Annotated in this window: 22 protein-coding genes; 10 read left to right on the top strand and 12 right to left on the bottom strand. The window is 30.8% G+C overall.

What is annotated here, in order from left to right; genetic code table 11:
• Positions 1-106: 106 nt before the first annotated feature.
• The 3 genes from asd (at position 107) to cyoE (ending at position 2654) form a co-directional block, all read left to right on the top strand.
• Entirely contained in the window at positions 107-1183 is a 1077-nt protein-coding gene (gene asd, locus WDZ98_RS09210) for an aspartate-semialdehyde dehydrogenase (RefSeq protein WP_368060281.1), read from the top strand.
• Between the two features lie 131 nt (positions 1184-1314).
• The gene (locus tag WDZ98_RS09215; protein WP_368060745.1) at positions 1315-1722 is read left to right on the top strand and encodes an Lrp/AsnC family transcriptional regulator; all 408 of its coding nucleotides are present in this window, start codon (positions 1315-1317) and stop codon (positions 1720-1722) included.
• Positions 1723-1724: 2 nt separating this feature from the next.
• Positions 1725-2654 (top strand): heme o synthase, encoded by a 930-nt coding sequence (gene cyoE / locus WDZ98_RS09220; RefSeq protein WP_368060279.1) that lies wholly within the window; start codon positions 1725-1727, stop codon positions 2652-2654.
• Here the strand turns inward: cyoE and WDZ98_RS09225 are convergent.
• Positions 2649-2855, bottom strand: a complete 207-nt coding sequence (locus tag WDZ98_RS09225) for a hypothetical protein (protein WP_368060277.1) — start codon at positions 2853-2855, stop codon at positions 2649-2651. The genes cyoE and WDZ98_RS09225 overlap by 6 nt on opposite strands.
• Before the next feature lie 321 nt (positions 2856-3176).
• Between WDZ98_RS09225 and WDZ98_RS09230 the strand changes: the two genes are divergently transcribed.
• The gene (locus tag WDZ98_RS09230) at positions 3177-3659 is read left to right on the top strand and encodes a hypothetical protein (RefSeq protein WP_368060275.1); all 483 of its coding nucleotides are present in this window, start codon (positions 3177-3179) and stop codon (positions 3657-3659) included.
• A 24-nt stretch (positions 3660-3683) separates the two neighbouring features.
• Here the strand turns inward: WDZ98_RS09230 and WDZ98_RS09235 are convergent, their stop codons facing one another.
• The gene (locus WDZ98_RS09235) at positions 3684-4688 is read right to left on the bottom strand and encodes a DUF5679 domain-containing protein (protein ID WP_368060273.1); all 1005 of its coding nucleotides are present in this window, start codon (positions 4686-4688) and stop codon (positions 3684-3686) included.
• A gap of 43 nt (positions 4689-4731) precedes the next feature.
• Positions 4732-5112, bottom strand: coding sequence for a PleD family two-component system response regulator (locus WDZ98_RS09240; RefSeq protein ID WP_368060271.1), 381 nt, complete (start codon positions 5110-5112; stop codon positions 4732-4734).
• Between the two features lie 112 nt (positions 5113-5224).
• Here WDZ98_RS09240 and WDZ98_RS09245 point away from each other — a divergent pair, with 112 nt between their 5' ends.
• Together WDZ98_RS09245 and WDZ98_RS09250 are read left to right on the top strand one after the other, a co-directional pair.
• Complete coding sequence (locus tag WDZ98_RS09245) at positions 5225-5608, top strand: hypothetical protein (RefSeq protein ID WP_368060269.1); 384 nt, start codon at positions 5225-5227, stop codon at positions 5606-5608.
• Positions 5605-6288, top strand: coding sequence for a hypothetical protein (locus WDZ98_RS09250; RefSeq protein ID WP_368060267.1), 684 nt, complete (start codon positions 5605-5607; stop codon positions 6286-6288). Before WDZ98_RS09245 ends, WDZ98_RS09250 begins: the two co-directional genes overlap by 4 nt.
• A 96-nt stretch (positions 6289-6384) precedes the next feature.
• On the opposite strand, the gene WDZ98_RS09255 is transcribed toward WDZ98_RS09250, so the two are convergent.
• The 9 genes from WDZ98_RS09255 to WDZ98_RS09295 all read right to left on the bottom strand — a co-directional run bounded on the left by WDZ98_RS09255 (position 6385) and on the right by WDZ98_RS09295 (position 11812).
• On the bottom strand, positions 6385-6798 hold the full coding sequence (locus WDZ98_RS09255; protein ID WP_368060265.1) for a hypothetical protein: 414 nt from the start codon (positions 6796-6798) through the stop codon (positions 6385-6387).
• A 51-nt stretch (positions 6799-6849) separates the two neighbouring features.
• Positions 6850-7338, bottom strand: a complete 489-nt coding sequence (locus tag WDZ98_RS09260) for an acyl-CoA thioesterase (protein ID WP_368060263.1) — start codon at positions 7336-7338, stop codon at positions 6850-6852.
• Between the two features lie 58 nt (positions 7339-7396).
• The gene (locus tag WDZ98_RS09265; RefSeq protein WP_368060261.1) at positions 7397-8728 is read right to left on the bottom strand and encodes a UbiD family decarboxylase; all 1332 of its coding nucleotides are present in this window, start codon (positions 8726-8728) and stop codon (positions 7397-7399) included.
• A complete protein-coding gene (locus tag WDZ98_RS09270; RefSeq protein WP_368060259.1) occupies positions 8721-9062 on the bottom strand; it encodes a proteasome assembly chaperone 4 in 342 nt (113 codons plus the stop codon). Before WDZ98_RS09270 ends, WDZ98_RS09265 begins: the two co-directional genes overlap by 8 nt.
• Before the next feature lie 17 nt (positions 9063-9079).
• The gene (locus WDZ98_RS09275; RefSeq protein WP_368060257.1) at positions 9080-9538 is read right to left on the bottom strand and encodes a hypothetical protein; all 459 of its coding nucleotides are present in this window, start codon (positions 9536-9538) and stop codon (positions 9080-9082) included.
• 371 nt (positions 9539-9909) lie between these two features.
• Positions 9910-10479, bottom strand: coding sequence for a hypothetical protein (locus WDZ98_RS09280; RefSeq protein ID WP_368060255.1), 570 nt, complete (start codon positions 10477-10479; stop codon positions 9910-9912).
• Positions 10480-10593: 114 nt separating this feature from the next.
• Positions 10594-10920 carry a hypothetical protein gene (locus tag WDZ98_RS09285; protein WP_368060253.1) on the bottom strand — a complete coding sequence of 109 codons (327 nt, stop codon included), beginning with the start codon at positions 10918-10920 and terminating at the stop codon, positions 10594-10596.
• Between the two features lie 80 nt (positions 10921-11000).
• Positions 11001-11342 carry a nascent polypeptide-associated complex protein gene (locus WDZ98_RS09290; protein WP_368060251.1) on the bottom strand — a complete coding sequence of 114 codons (342 nt, stop codon included), beginning with the start codon at positions 11340-11342 and terminating at the stop codon, positions 11001-11003.
• Positions 11339-11812, bottom strand: coding sequence for a PUA domain-containing protein (locus tag WDZ98_RS09295; RefSeq protein ID WP_368060249.1), 474 nt, complete (start codon positions 11810-11812; stop codon positions 11339-11341). The genes WDZ98_RS09290 and WDZ98_RS09295 overlap by 4 nt, the downstream gene beginning before the upstream one ends.
• A gap of 91 nt (positions 11813-11903) precedes the next feature.
• Here WDZ98_RS09295 and WDZ98_RS09300 point away from each other — a divergent pair, with 91 nt between their 5' ends.
• From WDZ98_RS09300 to WDZ98_RS09315, 4 genes are read left to right on the top strand one after another with little or no spacing between them, the layout of a single operon-like run.
• On the top strand, positions 11904-12947 hold the full coding sequence (locus tag WDZ98_RS09300; RefSeq protein WP_368060247.1) for a PhoU domain-containing protein: 1044 nt from the start codon (positions 11904-11906) through the stop codon (positions 12945-12947).
• A gap of 24 nt (positions 12948-12971) precedes the next feature.
• On the top strand, positions 12972-14087 hold the full coding sequence (hflX, locus tag WDZ98_RS09305) for a GTPase HflX (protein WP_368060245.1): 1116 nt from the start codon (positions 12972-12974) through the stop codon (positions 14085-14087).
• Positions 14077-14610 carry a TrmH family RNA methyltransferase gene (locus WDZ98_RS09310; RefSeq protein ID WP_368060243.1) on the top strand — a complete coding sequence of 178 codons (534 nt, stop codon included), beginning with the start codon at positions 14077-14079 and terminating at the stop codon, positions 14608-14610. Before hflX ends, WDZ98_RS09310 begins: the two co-directional genes overlap by 11 nt.
• Positions 14611-14636: 26 nt before the next feature.
• A complete protein-coding gene (locus WDZ98_RS09315; protein ID WP_368060241.1) occupies positions 14637-15152 on the top strand; it encodes a transcription factor in 516 nt (171 codons plus the stop codon).
• Positions 15153-15208 lie beyond the last annotated feature (56 nt).

Genomic DNA, 15208 nt, shown 5'->3' on the forward strand with positions numbered 1-15208 from the left:
AAGCCACGCTATAAGTCACGTTTTAGGTCACGCTTTGTGCCTGTAACACTACAAATTAAGTAATCCAGAAAACGATTATTAATTGAAAGCGATCAATAATCAAAATATGGATAAGAAGAGAGTGGCAATAATTGGAGTTACAGGTTCTGTTGGTCAGGAATTTGTCCAATCCTTAAATAATCATCCATGGTTTGAGGTAACCCAAATTGCAGCATCTGAACGTTCTGCAGGCAAGAAATATCTTGATGCAATTAAGGATTCAAGTGGCATTGTATCATGGGATGTAGGTGGGGAAATTCCAGAATACATTAAAGAAATGACAGTAAAATCAATTGATGAGTTAGATGTTTCCCAATTAGATTTAGTATTTTCTGCAGTTGAATCAGAAGCTGCTAGAAACATTGAAACCAAGATGGCAGCAGATTTACCAGTTATTTCGACTAGTTCAGCTTATAGATATGAAGAAGATGTCCCAATACTAATTCCAGGCATTAATGATGAACAAACAGAATTACTTGAAATTCAGAAGAAGAATCGAAATTGGAAAGGATGGGTAGCACCGCTACCAAATTGTACTACTACTGGTTTAGCTATTACATTAAAACCACTACTTGAAAAATATGGAGCAAAAAAAGTTATGATGACTTCGATGCAAGCAATATCTGGTGGTGGAAAATCAGGAGTATCTGCAATGGGAATTACAGATAATATCATTCCATATATTCCAAAAGAGGAAGGTAAGGTTAGATTAGAAACTAGAAAAATTTTAGGTAAACTGAAAGATGGTAAAATTATAGATGCAGATATTAGAGTTAGCTGTACATGTACCAGAGTTCCAGTAATAGATGGACATACAGAATCTGTTTTTGTAGAAACTACACTGGATATAGATCCTGTCAAGGCAAAAGAAACCTATGATAAATGCAATGAAGAGAGTTCAGTAGTAGGATTACCATCAGCTCCAGAAAAATATTATGCATTTCATGAAGATCCTACAAGACCCCAACCAAGAATGGAGAGAATCGTAGGGGACGGAATGACTACAACGATTGGAAGAGTTGAAAGAGAAGAACTATTTGATCATGGTTTGAAATACATGTTATTCTCACACAATAAAAAAATGGGTTCTGCAAAAGGAGCAGTATTGTTGGCAGAAATGTTATACAAAAAAGGCAAGATTTAGATTATTTTTTGCAATTTTTACAATAATAACTTTATAAGATCCAAAAATCTAGATCGCTTCAGGTGTTTTAAACGACAAAAGTAGATGAATTAGATTTACAGATTTTATCAGAATTATCAAGTGATGCCTCAATTTCAGTTCCACGTTTATCAAAAAAAATCAATGTTAACTCATCAGTAGTATATTCTAGGATCAAAAGACTTGTTAAAAGAAAATTAATTGAACGCTTTACAATCGTAGTTAATGATGAAGAACTTGGATATAATGTAAAAGCATTGACTGGAATTAATATGGACACAAAAAAACGGGATCACATTATTGAAGAATTATTCAAGATCGATGGGGTTAGAGAAGTTGCTGAAGTTACAGGTAGGTTTGACATACTAGTAACGATGTACGCAAAATCATTGGATCATATGCACAAAATGGTCTCCGAACGAATTGGTAGGATTGAAGGAATTCAATCTTCAGAGTCATTTATTGAAATGAAATCACGAATGAAAGCAATGCCATATATGCCATCAAAGGGTAGTGAATAATATTGCAAAAACAAAAGGCAGAATCTAGAGTTGCCGTATATTATGAATTAACAAAACCAAAAATTTGGTATTTACTAGTATTTACTGCATTTGGTGCGGCATTAACTGCATCCAATATTTACAATATTGAAATTTCCCCATCTACATGGATACTTATGTTACTCTCAGTAGCATCAGGTTCAGCTGCTGCAAATACTTTGACAAATTATCATGATAGAGACATCGATGCCATAATGGAAAGAACAAAAGGTAGACCGCTCCCATCAAAAAGAATCTTTCCTGCAGTTAAAGCACGAAATTTTGGATTAGTGCTAGCTGGAATATCACTAGTTTTAGCATTTGGAATTTCATTTACAACAACATTAGAACAAGGCGCATGGGCAACTGCATTTATCGCATTTGGATTAGCAAATAATATCCTAGTCTATTCTTACATGTTAAAACGAAATTCCAGAACTAACATAATTTTAGGCGGGTTATGTGGAGGTTCACCACCAATGATTGGATGGGTAGCTGTAAGTATGTCTGATTTATGGACAATGGGTCTTGCAATGGCAGGATTGGTGTTTATTTGGATTCCAATGCATATTTGGGCTTTGACGTTACATTTCAAAGATGATTACAACAAAGTAAATGTTCCAATGTTAACTGCAGTACAATCTGAAAAAACATCTGCAAGAGCTATAGCAGGTTCAACTGTTGTAATGGTATTATTTTCAATTGCTCCATTCTTTTTAGTAACTGAAAGTGGTGAGGAGATGATAGGAGCAGTATACCTGTGGACAGCAATTGCGTCAGGAGCATTAATGATTGCATTATCAATATGGGTGATAGTCAAACCAATGGAAAAGGCGGCATGGACTTTGTTTAAATTTTCTAGCCCATATTTGGCTGTATTATTTATTGCGTTGATGGTAGATTCAGCATTATAAAATACTGTCATCATCAAGACTGTTAAGTTCTTTAGTAATTTTGGAATGTTTTTCCATGAGTATTTCAAGATCATTTTGTAATTGTGGAGAAGTCCATTTTAATTGAATTAATGAAGATAATTTTGCTACAATATTCCATTGAGCATTATTTTGTTCATTGATTAATTCTAAAAAGCGTTTACCTTTTTCATCATCATCCATAATTTTTTGATATTTTGCATTCATAAAAAGTTAGCATTGGTAATTACATAATTTCAAAGTTTTATTAGCAAATAGACATAATTTGGTATATTGCAATGTAGTATTTCAGAATGTAAACAGAAATCAGTTGAAACCGTAAAAATCAGTTTTAGAGAAACTAGAAATTTATGCGTAAAACACTATGAATTATTTAAAAATAAGGACACAAAACATGCTGTAAATTTTTCTAAAGCATCTAAATTTTAGCGAAAATTCAAAACATTCTTTTTCGATATTTGAAATTACTGAAAGATTTAACATCTACTATTTTTAATCAAGAATATGGCAGTAAAGAAGAAAAACGTGGTTAAAAAGAAACCAGTGAAGAAATCACTTTCTAAGCCAAAAAAACAAGTTAAAGCTTCGTCAAAAAAACCAGAATTTGAGAAAGCATGGGAAGATTACAATTCTGCATTGAGTGGTTGGAAAGAATCTCTTGCACAATGGCAAAAGGCTACAAATGAAACTTTAATGACATATCATGAAGCTTGCCAAAAAGCAATAGAATCAGATACAGAGTTATTGAAAAAAGTTAGTTCGAGTTGGGAAAATACTTGGGAAGAGATCGGTCCAGAATATATCAAGCAGCAAACAAAAATGATGGAAAGTATCTTTAAAGAAACTAATATTGAATCAATAAAAAAATTCAATGAACAATGGGAAAAATTTCTAAAAACTTCTGGAGAGGATTCCATTGTAGCATATCAAGATGCCATCAAAAAATTTAACCAAGCATGGCAATCAGGAACTGGTGTCATTTCTTAGAATTAAAACTAATTTAAAATCAAATTATTTTTTCATTTTTACTATTCGAAAAACTTTACTATTACAAACAGGGCAAATTCCTCTAATTGCGGGTCTGCCATTTTTCATAATTGATTCTTCTGGATTTTTGATTGTTCGTTTAGTTTTACATTTAACACAATAAACATCAGATGCGTGGGATTCAAAAGAAATTTTCTTATTTTTTCTTGGATTATGAAGTTTATGCTCAATGTCTTCAAGTTTTTTATTTTGTTTTTGTAAAGTTTGAATTATTTCATGTTCAATATCAATTGCTTCAAGTTTTTCAATTTCTTTCTCTAATTCTTTCACTCTGGATAATTGTTTAGGTGTTGGTTCATCTGAAGTATTCAATTGGATGGCAAGTATATTTTCTAATTCATCAATTTGTTGCTGTAAATCATTTAATTGTAGTAGTTGTTCTGGTGTAGCTTCTTCAGATGTATTTTTATCAGATTTTAATTCTTGCAGATTTTGATTAACAAGCATATTTTCTAATTCATCAATTTGTTGCTGTAAATCATTTAATTGTAATAGTTGTTCTGGTGTAGCTTCCTCTGTTTGTTCTACTGTTGATTCTGGTGCAAGATCTAATTCTTGAGGAAGTTCTTCTGTAGATTCTTTTGGTAATGAACCTCTAGGACTTGAAAGTGGTTCTACTGTTGATTCGGATTTAATTTCTGATTCTTGAGGAAGTTCAGATTTTATAATCAAATGTTCTGGTATGTCACCTAAATAATCAAATGCAACTTTATTTCCATCGATACGGAGATACGGATTACCTAAAATAGAAAAAGATCTAATTTGATGTCCTTTTTTCCACGAGTTTTTTCCACTGTAAATAGTGAGGTAAAATAATCCATTTTTGATATCAGACGCAATAGTTAAACGATCTACAGGTTTACCGACAGCAATTCCATGAGCAGTATCTTGATGCCTAATAGCAATATCAATCAAATTTTCATGATCATAACTTACTTCTGAAATTAAATAATCTGCCCATTTAGTCACTACAAAAAATAATGATTAGTGTCTACTAAATAAGCGATCTTAATTATGATGATTGTAATAGATTAATTTCATTTACAAATGAAATTGTAGATAAAATATCTTCAAAATTAAGCGGTTTTGAGATAAAAACAAGTGAACCAAATTTAATACATTCTTCAAGAATGTTCATTTTGTCGTTTGAAGTTAATATGATTATTTTACTAGATGGATCCTTTTGTTTTATTTTTTTTAAAATTTCTAATCCATCATAATTATTCATCATAAGATCTAAGAAGATTATTTCGGGTTTTATCAAAAAATACCTTTCAATTGCTTCAAAACCATCATGAGTTTCATACACTATATCATGATTATGTGTTAAAAGAAAAGATTTCAATTCTAATCTTGATTCATGTGAAGAATCAATTAGCATGATTTTTGCCATACTATATTATCAAAGAAATCAAATTTACAAGTATGAGTGTCTAATAGTAAGACGGACAACAAATTAGGCTCAAAAAATAAGATTATAATTGGCACTTTACCAGTATCAGTAAATGGATATTTCTATAGAACCATGGAAAAAATTAATCATTCATGAAGTGATTGAATATAGATTCGAGGATTGGGTAAAACAAATAGCTTTTAGTACACGATCATCAGGAGGCGGCATTCCAACTATGCAGTGGACAAATGGAATAGTTTTTTCTCCAGCAAATTTTCCAACAACAAATTCTACTGTTGAGGAACAATTGAAAGGTATTCTGCATTGGTCATCAGTATCATTTGCAATTAAAGAAAAATTTGAAAAACAGATTGTCAAGGAGAATGCTACAATAAATTTAGTCGATGTAAGTGTAAATGAAATTTTTAAAGAATTGGCTGCTAGTTTAAAATCTCAATCAAAATATATCAATTTAGAATCTAATAAAACCCAATGAATATTGAAGAAATAATAGAAAAAATTGAAATTTCCCTAAAACAAATTAAACAATATGAGCCTGATCCATATTACGTAAATTATTTTTTTAACCAATTTATGAATGAAAGAAATAATATAATTTCAGGAATTTTTGAAGAAGCTAACAGAGATTTTGGGTTGTTTGTATCAGGGCAAATTACTGAAAAAAAATTTTATGAGAAAGCAAAATTGAAGAAAGATAAAAATGCCATAAGATTTTCAGAATGGTTTACAACGACATTCATCGAAGAGCACAAAAATTCATATCCAAATTTTATGAACAGTATAGACAGTTTTAGAAATAAATTTGAAAAGTTACCTGAAATTAAAGTTATGATTAGAGCATCAAATAGATACAAAGATGACATTAGTCAACAGATTAAAGTTAGTTTGAGTCAAGAGAAAATACGTTTTAAAGAAGAATTAGAAATTGAAATTAAAAGACAGACATCGATATTTTTAGAGATTATTAATCATAAAAGACGTGGAAAGAATGAGCCTAAAGTTAAAGAAAATCAAATTGTTGCTGCAACATTTCTAGATATTGAAAATCATGAGAATATCGAAATTGCCTACACTGCAGAAATTTACATTCCAGTAATGAAACGATTGGTTGAGGAATCAAGGAAAAAAATTAAAGAATTAACACAATGGAAATAATTGTTCTCAGAAATAGTTGTTTTATTAGTTATAATCACAGTATGAATACCAAATAATACAAATACAAAAAAGAAAAATTTGTTCTCAATTAGTTATTTAGTGAGATTTTGGCCACATTGAAGTCCAAGTTTCAGCAAATTTTTTCATCATTTCACCATAAGCATTCATTTGTTCTAATCCAGATGAACTAAGTGTTTTTTGCCAATTTTCAGCAAATTGTTTGAATGTAGATGCATTAGTATCATTGAGAGCTTTTTGCCAATTTTCTCCAAATTCCTTGAATGTTTTAATTCCTACTTCGTTGAGAGCCTTTTGCCAATTTTCTCCAAATAACTTCATTGTTTCAGTACTAGATTCAATAGTTGCTTTATCCCAAACTTCATTGAATTTTGATTGCATTTCATTACTTGCAGTTTGGATTTGTTGAAAAAGAGATTTCCAATTTTCAAGTGATCTAGTGTATTCTTGCCATAATGAATCCCATTCAGTATTTTTTCCTTGGTCAGACATTAACTAAAGATAATTTTCATTATTCTTAAATTGATCTATGAAAAGTAGGTGTTATTTTTGACGATTTTTTAATCGTCTATCCATTCTAAGTTTACCTTCTTCAAACTTTATTCGATCATCATCTGTTTTTAGGGCTAATTTAGGAACATGTATGGGTTTTCCATGTGTGTCAAGTGCTACAAAGGTGACAAAAGCAGTTCCAGTTACAGTTCTAATACCAGTTACGATATCTTCAGCTTCTGCTTTGACTTCAATTTCCATAGATGAGTTATGCACATAATTTATTCGTGCATTTAATGTGAGAACATTACCAACAAAAACAGGTTTTAAGAAATTAACACTATCCATACATACAGTAACAGCATTTGATTGAGAGTGACGTTGAGCAACAATTCCTGCAACCATGTCAATATGTTTTAAAATTTCACCACCAAACACATTTCCTGCAGGATTTGCATCTGAGGGAAACATTCTAACAATTACTTCAGCATGGGATTCAGCGGGGCTTTTTTCACGAATGCTAGAATTTTCCGAGGACATTTTTTATCTTATATCATTTTGTAAATCATCTAATTTAATTTAATCAGTTAGTTTTCGATTATTTGAAATATTTCTTTAGGTTAATCTTGTCAATTCTTGGAATTTTAGCTAATTCAAATCCTTCTGGTCGTTTGGAAAAAGACCTGGTTGCATCAATTCCAATTTTTGCCGTTTGTAATTTTTGTTGATCACTGGAAGGATCAAGACTAGAACCACGAACGTTTTTGAAAATAATAAGATCTTTATCCGCTTGAAATCTTGTAGCCATAGCATATTCGACTGATTCTGCACTATTAGGATTAATATCTTCATCTACAACTGTAACTTGTTTTAATGAACGATGTGATTCGAATGTTTTTTTGATTATTTTTTTAGGATCAGAGTTATTTTTCTTTTTAATTTGAACAACAGCATGTAACCAATTACATCCACCATTAGTCATTGATACTTGTTTTGTTTGAGGAAATGATTTCTTCAATTCTCCATTTAATTTAGATTCAATTGGCATGCCCATTAACAATCTATGTTCAGAATAACCAGATAGAACATCATGAAAAATAGGGTTATTTCTAAAATAGAGTTGGTCAAGTTCAAAAACAGGTTGAGATCTTTTATGATCATATGTTTGAAGCATTTCAACCATCCATTCTGGATGTGTTTGATCACGAAGAATTTTTCCTTCCATTACAATTTCTGAACTAGATGGTACATTCAATCCGGTAAATGGGAGTTTTGCTAAAGTTAGTTTTCCACCTAAAAGTGAATTTGCTATATCAATTTCATCTTTTCCCCAGTCTGCTTGATATGCTCCAGCAATTGAAATTGCAGGATGAACTCCCACAGTAATTGCAATTTTAAGATCTTCTCCATGTTCTTTTGCATCAACAAAACATCGGTGAAGATGTCGACCTTCTACCATTCTAATAGAAAAATGAGTTTTATCAATAGGCATTAATCTGTGAAAAGAAGAATTTTGTTTTCCAGTTTCAGGGTTTTTAGCATATGCGATAGATGATGTGATAAATGGGCCAGATTCTTTTTCAAAATGAGTAACGATAGGCATAGAAAGTAGATTTTTTGACTTGTTTTCCATGAATTTTCCTGATGAGATGATTTTTGGTTTTTTAGCTGTTTTAATTGCTGAAATAATTTTTTCATGTATATTAGATTCTGTACCACCTACTGCAATTCCAAATCGTTTTCTCGTTCCAACCAAATTAGAGATTAAACGAAAGTTACTTTCTTTGATATTTTCAAATAATACAGCATAAGAACCGTCAACCTTGGCAGTGATTCCAGCAATTTCAAATTTTGTAGAAACTTTAGTTTTGATAGTTTTAAGTTCTTTAGTTTTCATAATTTGTGAAATATAATTTCTTAAATCACTCATTCTCTATCATCTCCATAATCTCAGACATTAAGGCTTTTGCAGTATTTGGTTCCAAAGGTTTTTGAATGAATGTTGAGACTAGAGCAATTCCCCTCATCCTAGTGCTGATTCGTTCAGCAATTAATTTTAAAAAAAGAGATTCTGATCTAGATGGAATAATAGTAGTTGTAATTGGAGTAGGTCCAGTTGCTAAAGAAACAACCATTGAGCCTAGTTTGTTAGAACCTTCAGTGACAGAAATAAAATAGCCATTTTCAAATTTTTGAATTTGTAAAGAAAAACTACGACTCTCCAAATTTATCATTCTATGGAAAAATCCATTTGGAGAGGTCAACAAGCTATGAACGAGTCTTATGCTTTTATTGCTATTGATTCATTTGATTGAGAAGACATAACTTCAGTATTCTTCTTGCAATTTTTTTCATGTTTATCTGGATAGATAAACAGTTTTTCACAGTATTTGCATGGAGTTTTTTCCTTAGTCATTGTTTTGGATTTTGTTGTTTTAGCTTTAGCAGTTTTAGCTTTTGATTTGGTTTTTGTTTTAATTTTAACCTCTTGAACTTCTGATTCAATATCAGTAGCTGCTTTAGCTTCAATAGAATCAGCCTCAACTCTTGCTCGTAATTTTGCTTTGTATTTCAAATTACGTGGTTTTGTTCTTAATCTATATCCACAACATGGACACCAAAGTCCTTCCCATTTGATGAATATTTCGCAAATTTGGCATCGACGTTGTCCAGAAGCATATCTTCCAGTGCCAACAGGCTTTTGAGCCTTATATCTAACACAAATTCCTTTACAAGTCATCTTAGTGATTTTATATAGAATTCATAACTATATAAGCATGGATCGATTGAATTTATAAAAAATGATCATAAATCTTGTAAAAATTTCATATTTTATACCGATCAAAATTATAATTTTCAAATAAAATCTTGAAATCTTCAATAAATATGTATAGCTTATTCTAGGATATTATATTTTGAAAAAATAACATGTAACAATATAGTTGTTTGATAAATTATTTCATATTTTTTAAAAAAAATAATAAAAATTTATGAGAAATTATACTCTCATTGTTATACCAATTGAGGAAAATCAATGATGAATTTTTCTAAAAACTGTAAAACATGATTTTGATAGAAAATTTACAAAAATAGGTTTTGAAAAATAAATTTTCAACCTGTAATTGATAATGGTAATATGGATTGTCTGAATCCCTCTCTTTGAGAAATATATTTTGCTGAAAGCATATCTCGTTTTCCTCTTTGATTGAAATTTTTAATTTTTAAACTAGTTTTATGTTCATCCACAAATTCTAATTCAAATGAAGAACAAAATTTCAAATTAAGCATCGTTGCAATTTGTTGAGCAATTTTCATATTTCCATTTCCAATTTTTAGAATTTTTCGTTTTGCTCGTAGACCACCAAAAACTCCTATAATATAAGAAACTAATTCTTCGATTGAAGAATGAAATGAGCTCCCAATTTCTACACCATAGTAAAATATAGACAATCCAATTCGTTGTCCTGGATCAACTCCTAAAATTAATATCTCTTCTTCAAAATCTAGATTAAGTTTTTGCATCATCATGCCTCGAATTACTATAGGGTGTAGTTCTAAGATATCTTCATGCAGTAATAATTTTTCATAGGTCTTTGGAGCTTCTTCTCTAGTAGTAAGTATAAGATGATCAGAATAATTTAGAATTTCTTCAGGCAATATAGAATCAAAAGAAAGTTTCATTGTCTTCAAAAAAGTTGAAAATCTATAGTACGGTTTACCGTAGGTAGTTGCAATTCCAATACGAGTATATTGTAAAGGATCGATATTCTATAAAATGGAATACAAGATTTAGGTTTATGCCTTCAAAACAGTTGACACCACATGTTTGACTGCTTCATCAAAATTAGCATCTATTTTAGACTGAATTTCAGACAATTTAACATCACCATCTTGAATAATTTTTGCAGATTCCGATATTGCTTTAGCTTTTGAAGCATTGATTAGAATTTCAGCTTCTTTTGTAGCCATCTCTCTAGTTTTTTCTAATAAAATATCAATTTCAGAGAGTGCTTTTACAGATAATTGTTTTTTCATGTCACCCACTTTACTGTTAAGTGAGTCCAGATCATCTTCTAAAGCATTCAAAGATTTTATAATTCCAGTGATTTTTGATTCAGCCATACTGCTCATTATACTTCAAATTTGATAATTCCATTACTTAAATCATTCATTTTTAGGCACAGAAATGATAAAAACTAGATTTAGCCAGTAGTCAAAAGTAAGATTGCTCGTGCAAGATCGCCTTCAGCTTCCTCTAGAGCGCTTTTAGCCTTTTCTTCATCTACGCCAGCTTGTTGACTAACTAATTGAATATCTTCATCAGAGAAAATTGGTACTTCCAATTCTCTTTCTTCATAACTATCAGAGGTTACCGTAAAAATTGAATTGTCTTTTGCTTTCATTTCAGTAACAGAAGGTTTGGAAATAATAATCTCTTTTTTATCTGTCTTAATTATAACCTCTTGAACATTTGTCAGTTCATTCATATCAAGACCCATTTTGTCCATCATTCTACGCATTTCACGATTTCCACCACGCATCATGATGTTATTTCCTCATTACGACTTTTTAAACTATCTCTGACCTTGATTGCCACGCCTCTATTGAAATCAGAGATCATATCAGAAGACAAGATCGCTTTTCCAACAGCTATCACTTGATTTTCAAATAAGATTGGAGTATCTGCTGAGATACGTACTTCTTTGCCACACCATGTAACATGTTTACAAAATACGGATCTACCTTCCTGTACATATGGGGCAGCATCTTTACTGATTTCTACACAATTTTCTTTGAATTTTTTGTTTTTTAATAGAATTTGAGCAAAGTAAGGACTAATGGCTAAACCCCCATCAATTCTCAAAGTACACAGTAATTTTCCTTGATGTGAAACTGTTCTTATTCTACCAGTCTTTCTAGAAAAAGTCATTTCAAGATCTTTAGGCAGTTGTTTAGATACGCCATTACCAAATAATGCGTCAAGAGTATACTGAAGTTTCAGAACATGATCCATATACATAGTACAATTTTTTCTAAATATTAGTTCAATGTTAAACCATATTACAAGCATTAAACTATATAGAATGGTTTTTTCTCTTTAGATTATGGAAGATGAAGGAGAGACAAGGAAAATTCAATTTACAGGAAAATCATCATACATAGTTTCACTACCAAAACAATGGATAATGGAATTAGGTCTAAAACAAGGAGATCAAATTAGAATGGTTAGAAAAGGTTCTTCAACATTAGAACTTTATCCACCAAAATTTGAATCACGAGTTCAAAAAAAAGAAAATGCAGTAATAGAAATCGATGGTGAAGAAGAATCATCTTCAATTGTTAGAAAATTAATTTCATTGTATTTTTTGGGATACAAAACAATCAATGTTAAACCAAAAAATGGTAGGCTTAGTGGACATCAAAGGAATGCTGTAAAAGAAGCTGTTAAGCGAATGTTAATGGGCTCTGAGATAATTGCTGATTCAAGTGTAGGAATTACAGTTCAGGTTCTTGTTAATTTATTAGAATTATCAGTGGATGGTGCATTCAAACGAATGATTCACTTAGCAAAATCAATGTCAAATGATGCGCTTTTAGCAGTAAAAGAGAACAATTTAGAATTAGCACAAGAAGTAATCAACACAGATGACGAAGTAGATAGATTTGGATTTTATATTATTCGTCAGTTAAAGATTGCAATACAAAATGAACATATGCTAAAAGAGATGGGATTTAGAAACGCAAGAAATTGTTTAGGATATAGACTGGTTGTAAAAAATATAGAAAGAACAGGAGATCATGCAGCATTTATTGCAAAAGACCTTTTAGAATTTAAAAAACCAGTTAAAAAAGAAATTTTACAAAAGATACAAGAAATGAATGAATTTTGTTTATCTGTTTTGGATGATGCATGTCTAGCATTATTCAAAGAAGATTATAATCAAGCAGAAAAAATTATTACAAAGACAGATGAAGTTATCAAATTTGAGAGAAAAGTCAGAGACGCTTCAAAATTACTAAAAGATGACGAAGAAATCTACAGAATCAGAAGAATGACTGAGAATATTAGAAGGATTGCAGAATATGCAAGTGATATAGCGGAGATAGTTTTGAATATGAACGTAGAAAAAGTACTAAAAAAAATGTAATAATATGACAAAAATGAGGATGAGATGAATTCAGCGATTTTAATTACATATGACCAAGAAGACGCCATAAATGAGGCCAAAGGATTATGCAATACTGCAGGATATGAAGTAGTCCATGTTATTACTCAGAACTATCTTCAAAAGGCAAAATATGGAATTAGTGGTGGCGTATTAGAAAGGCTAGAAGAAATAGCTGAAAAATTAAGACCAGATGTAATCATATTTGATGAAATTTTAAAACCAAGTCAAAACTATAATCTTGCAACCGTACTGCACAGAGAAGTTTTAGATAGAGAAGCACTAATTCTAGAGATTTTTGAAAGTCGGGCATCAAGTGCAGAGTCAAAATTACAAGTAAAATTAGCTCAATTAAGATATGAGATGGTTAGAGCAAAAGAAAAAGTTCGTCTTGCAAATATGGGTGAACAACCAGGATTCATGGGAATAGGAAAATTTGAGGTCGATGTTTATTATAACGACATCAAACATAGAATGCAAACTATAAAATCTAAACTGGAAAAATCTGGAAAACAAAGAGATCTTCACAGACAAGGAAGAAAAAGAATGGGATTCAAGACAATATCACTTGCAGGGTATACATCAGCTGGAAAAACAACACTGTTCAATAAAACAACAGGAGAAACTAAAACTCAGAGTGATACTTTGTTTACAACTTTAACCACTACAACAAGAAGATTAACAATTAATCAAGAACCATTTTTAATTGCAGACACAGTGGGTTTTATCAGTAAACTACCTGCATATATGATTGATGCATTCAAATCAACATTAGAAGAACTAAAACACACGGATATTATCGTTTTAGTTATAGATATCAATGATTCAGTATCAGAATTAAAAAAGAAATTCTCAAGTTGTATGAGAACATTAAGTGAACTGGGAGTTGAACAAGACAAGATTGTGTATGCATTAAATAAATCAGATTTGTTATCAAAAGAAGAAATCAAACGAAAAATTAATTTTTTAAATTTAGCTGAAAATAAAAAAATAATTTCAGTCTCTGCTAAAACAGGAGAAAATATCACAGAGTTAAAAGAATTGATCAGAGGGATTATTGAAAGTCAAAGTAACAGTAAACCAAACAAAACATACGGAGTAGAAGAAGGATTTGGTAATTGAGGTAGTTAGAATTGGACAACGATTAGTAAGAGATGATAGAGTTACAACACATGTTGCTCTAGTTTCACGGGCTTTTGGTGCAAAGAGAATTTACATGACTGAAGTTAATCCTGAAATCAAAGATACAATAGAAAAAATCAATAAAACTTGGGGCAGTAATTTTGAGATTGAATTTATTGATAAATGGAAACAAATTATAAAAAAGAAAAAAGATGAAAAATTTAAAATTGTACATCTTTCGATGTATGGTGAAAATATCAATAACGTACAAGAGCATCTTCGAAATGAAAAAGATCTTGTTATTGTAGTTGGAGCTGAAAAAGTTCCAAGAGAAATTTATGAGTTAGCAGACTATAATGTGGGAATTGGAAGTCAACCTCATTCAGAAATTAGTGCACTAGCAATTCTTTTAGATCGTATACAAAAAGGCGAACAGTTTGAGAGTGAATTTCCAGGTGCAAATAGAAAGATCATACCCACCAAAAATGGTAAAAACGTGCAGGTAAAAGAAACAAGGGATTAATAGTAGAAAATCAGGAGTGTTTAGAGTTGGTAGACAAATACGAAGATCCTTTTGTTAGAATAGCCTCAATGATTGGAGGAGATGAATATCTCAAAGTAGCAAGATCTCTCTTAAAAGCTGAAGATGCTACAGATGAAGAAATTGCAAGTTCAACTGGACTGAGAATCAATATGGTAAGAAGAGTATTGTATGATCTATTTGGAAAATCTCTCATTACAGGAATTAGAGTTAAAGATGAAAGAAAAGGTTGGTTTGTTTACAGATGGAGAACAAGAAGAGAGGAAGTAGAACATTTTATTGAAAATCAAAAGAAGAAAATTGAAGAGAGATTACAACAAAGATTAGATTATGAAAATGCTTCAGACTTTTATCATTGTGGAAACGAAGATTGTCCAAGAGTGACATTTGAAAGTGCACTAGATGGAATGTTCAAATGCCCATCATGTCAAAATGTATTGAATTTAAAAAAGAATGATAAATCTAAAAAAGCATATTCAAAGAAAATTGACGAGATAAAAAAAGATATGCAACAAACGTTCTGACTGAGTTTCAAATAAGATTTAGATAAAAAGCAATTTTGTGTATATTTTGAAGTATT

The sequence above is a fragment of the Candidatus Nitrosopumilus sp. genome, from assembly GCF_040878665.1.
In the GTDB taxonomy this organism is placed as follows: Archaea; Thermoproteota; Nitrososphaeria; order Nitrososphaerales; family Nitrosopumilaceae; genus Nitrosopumilus.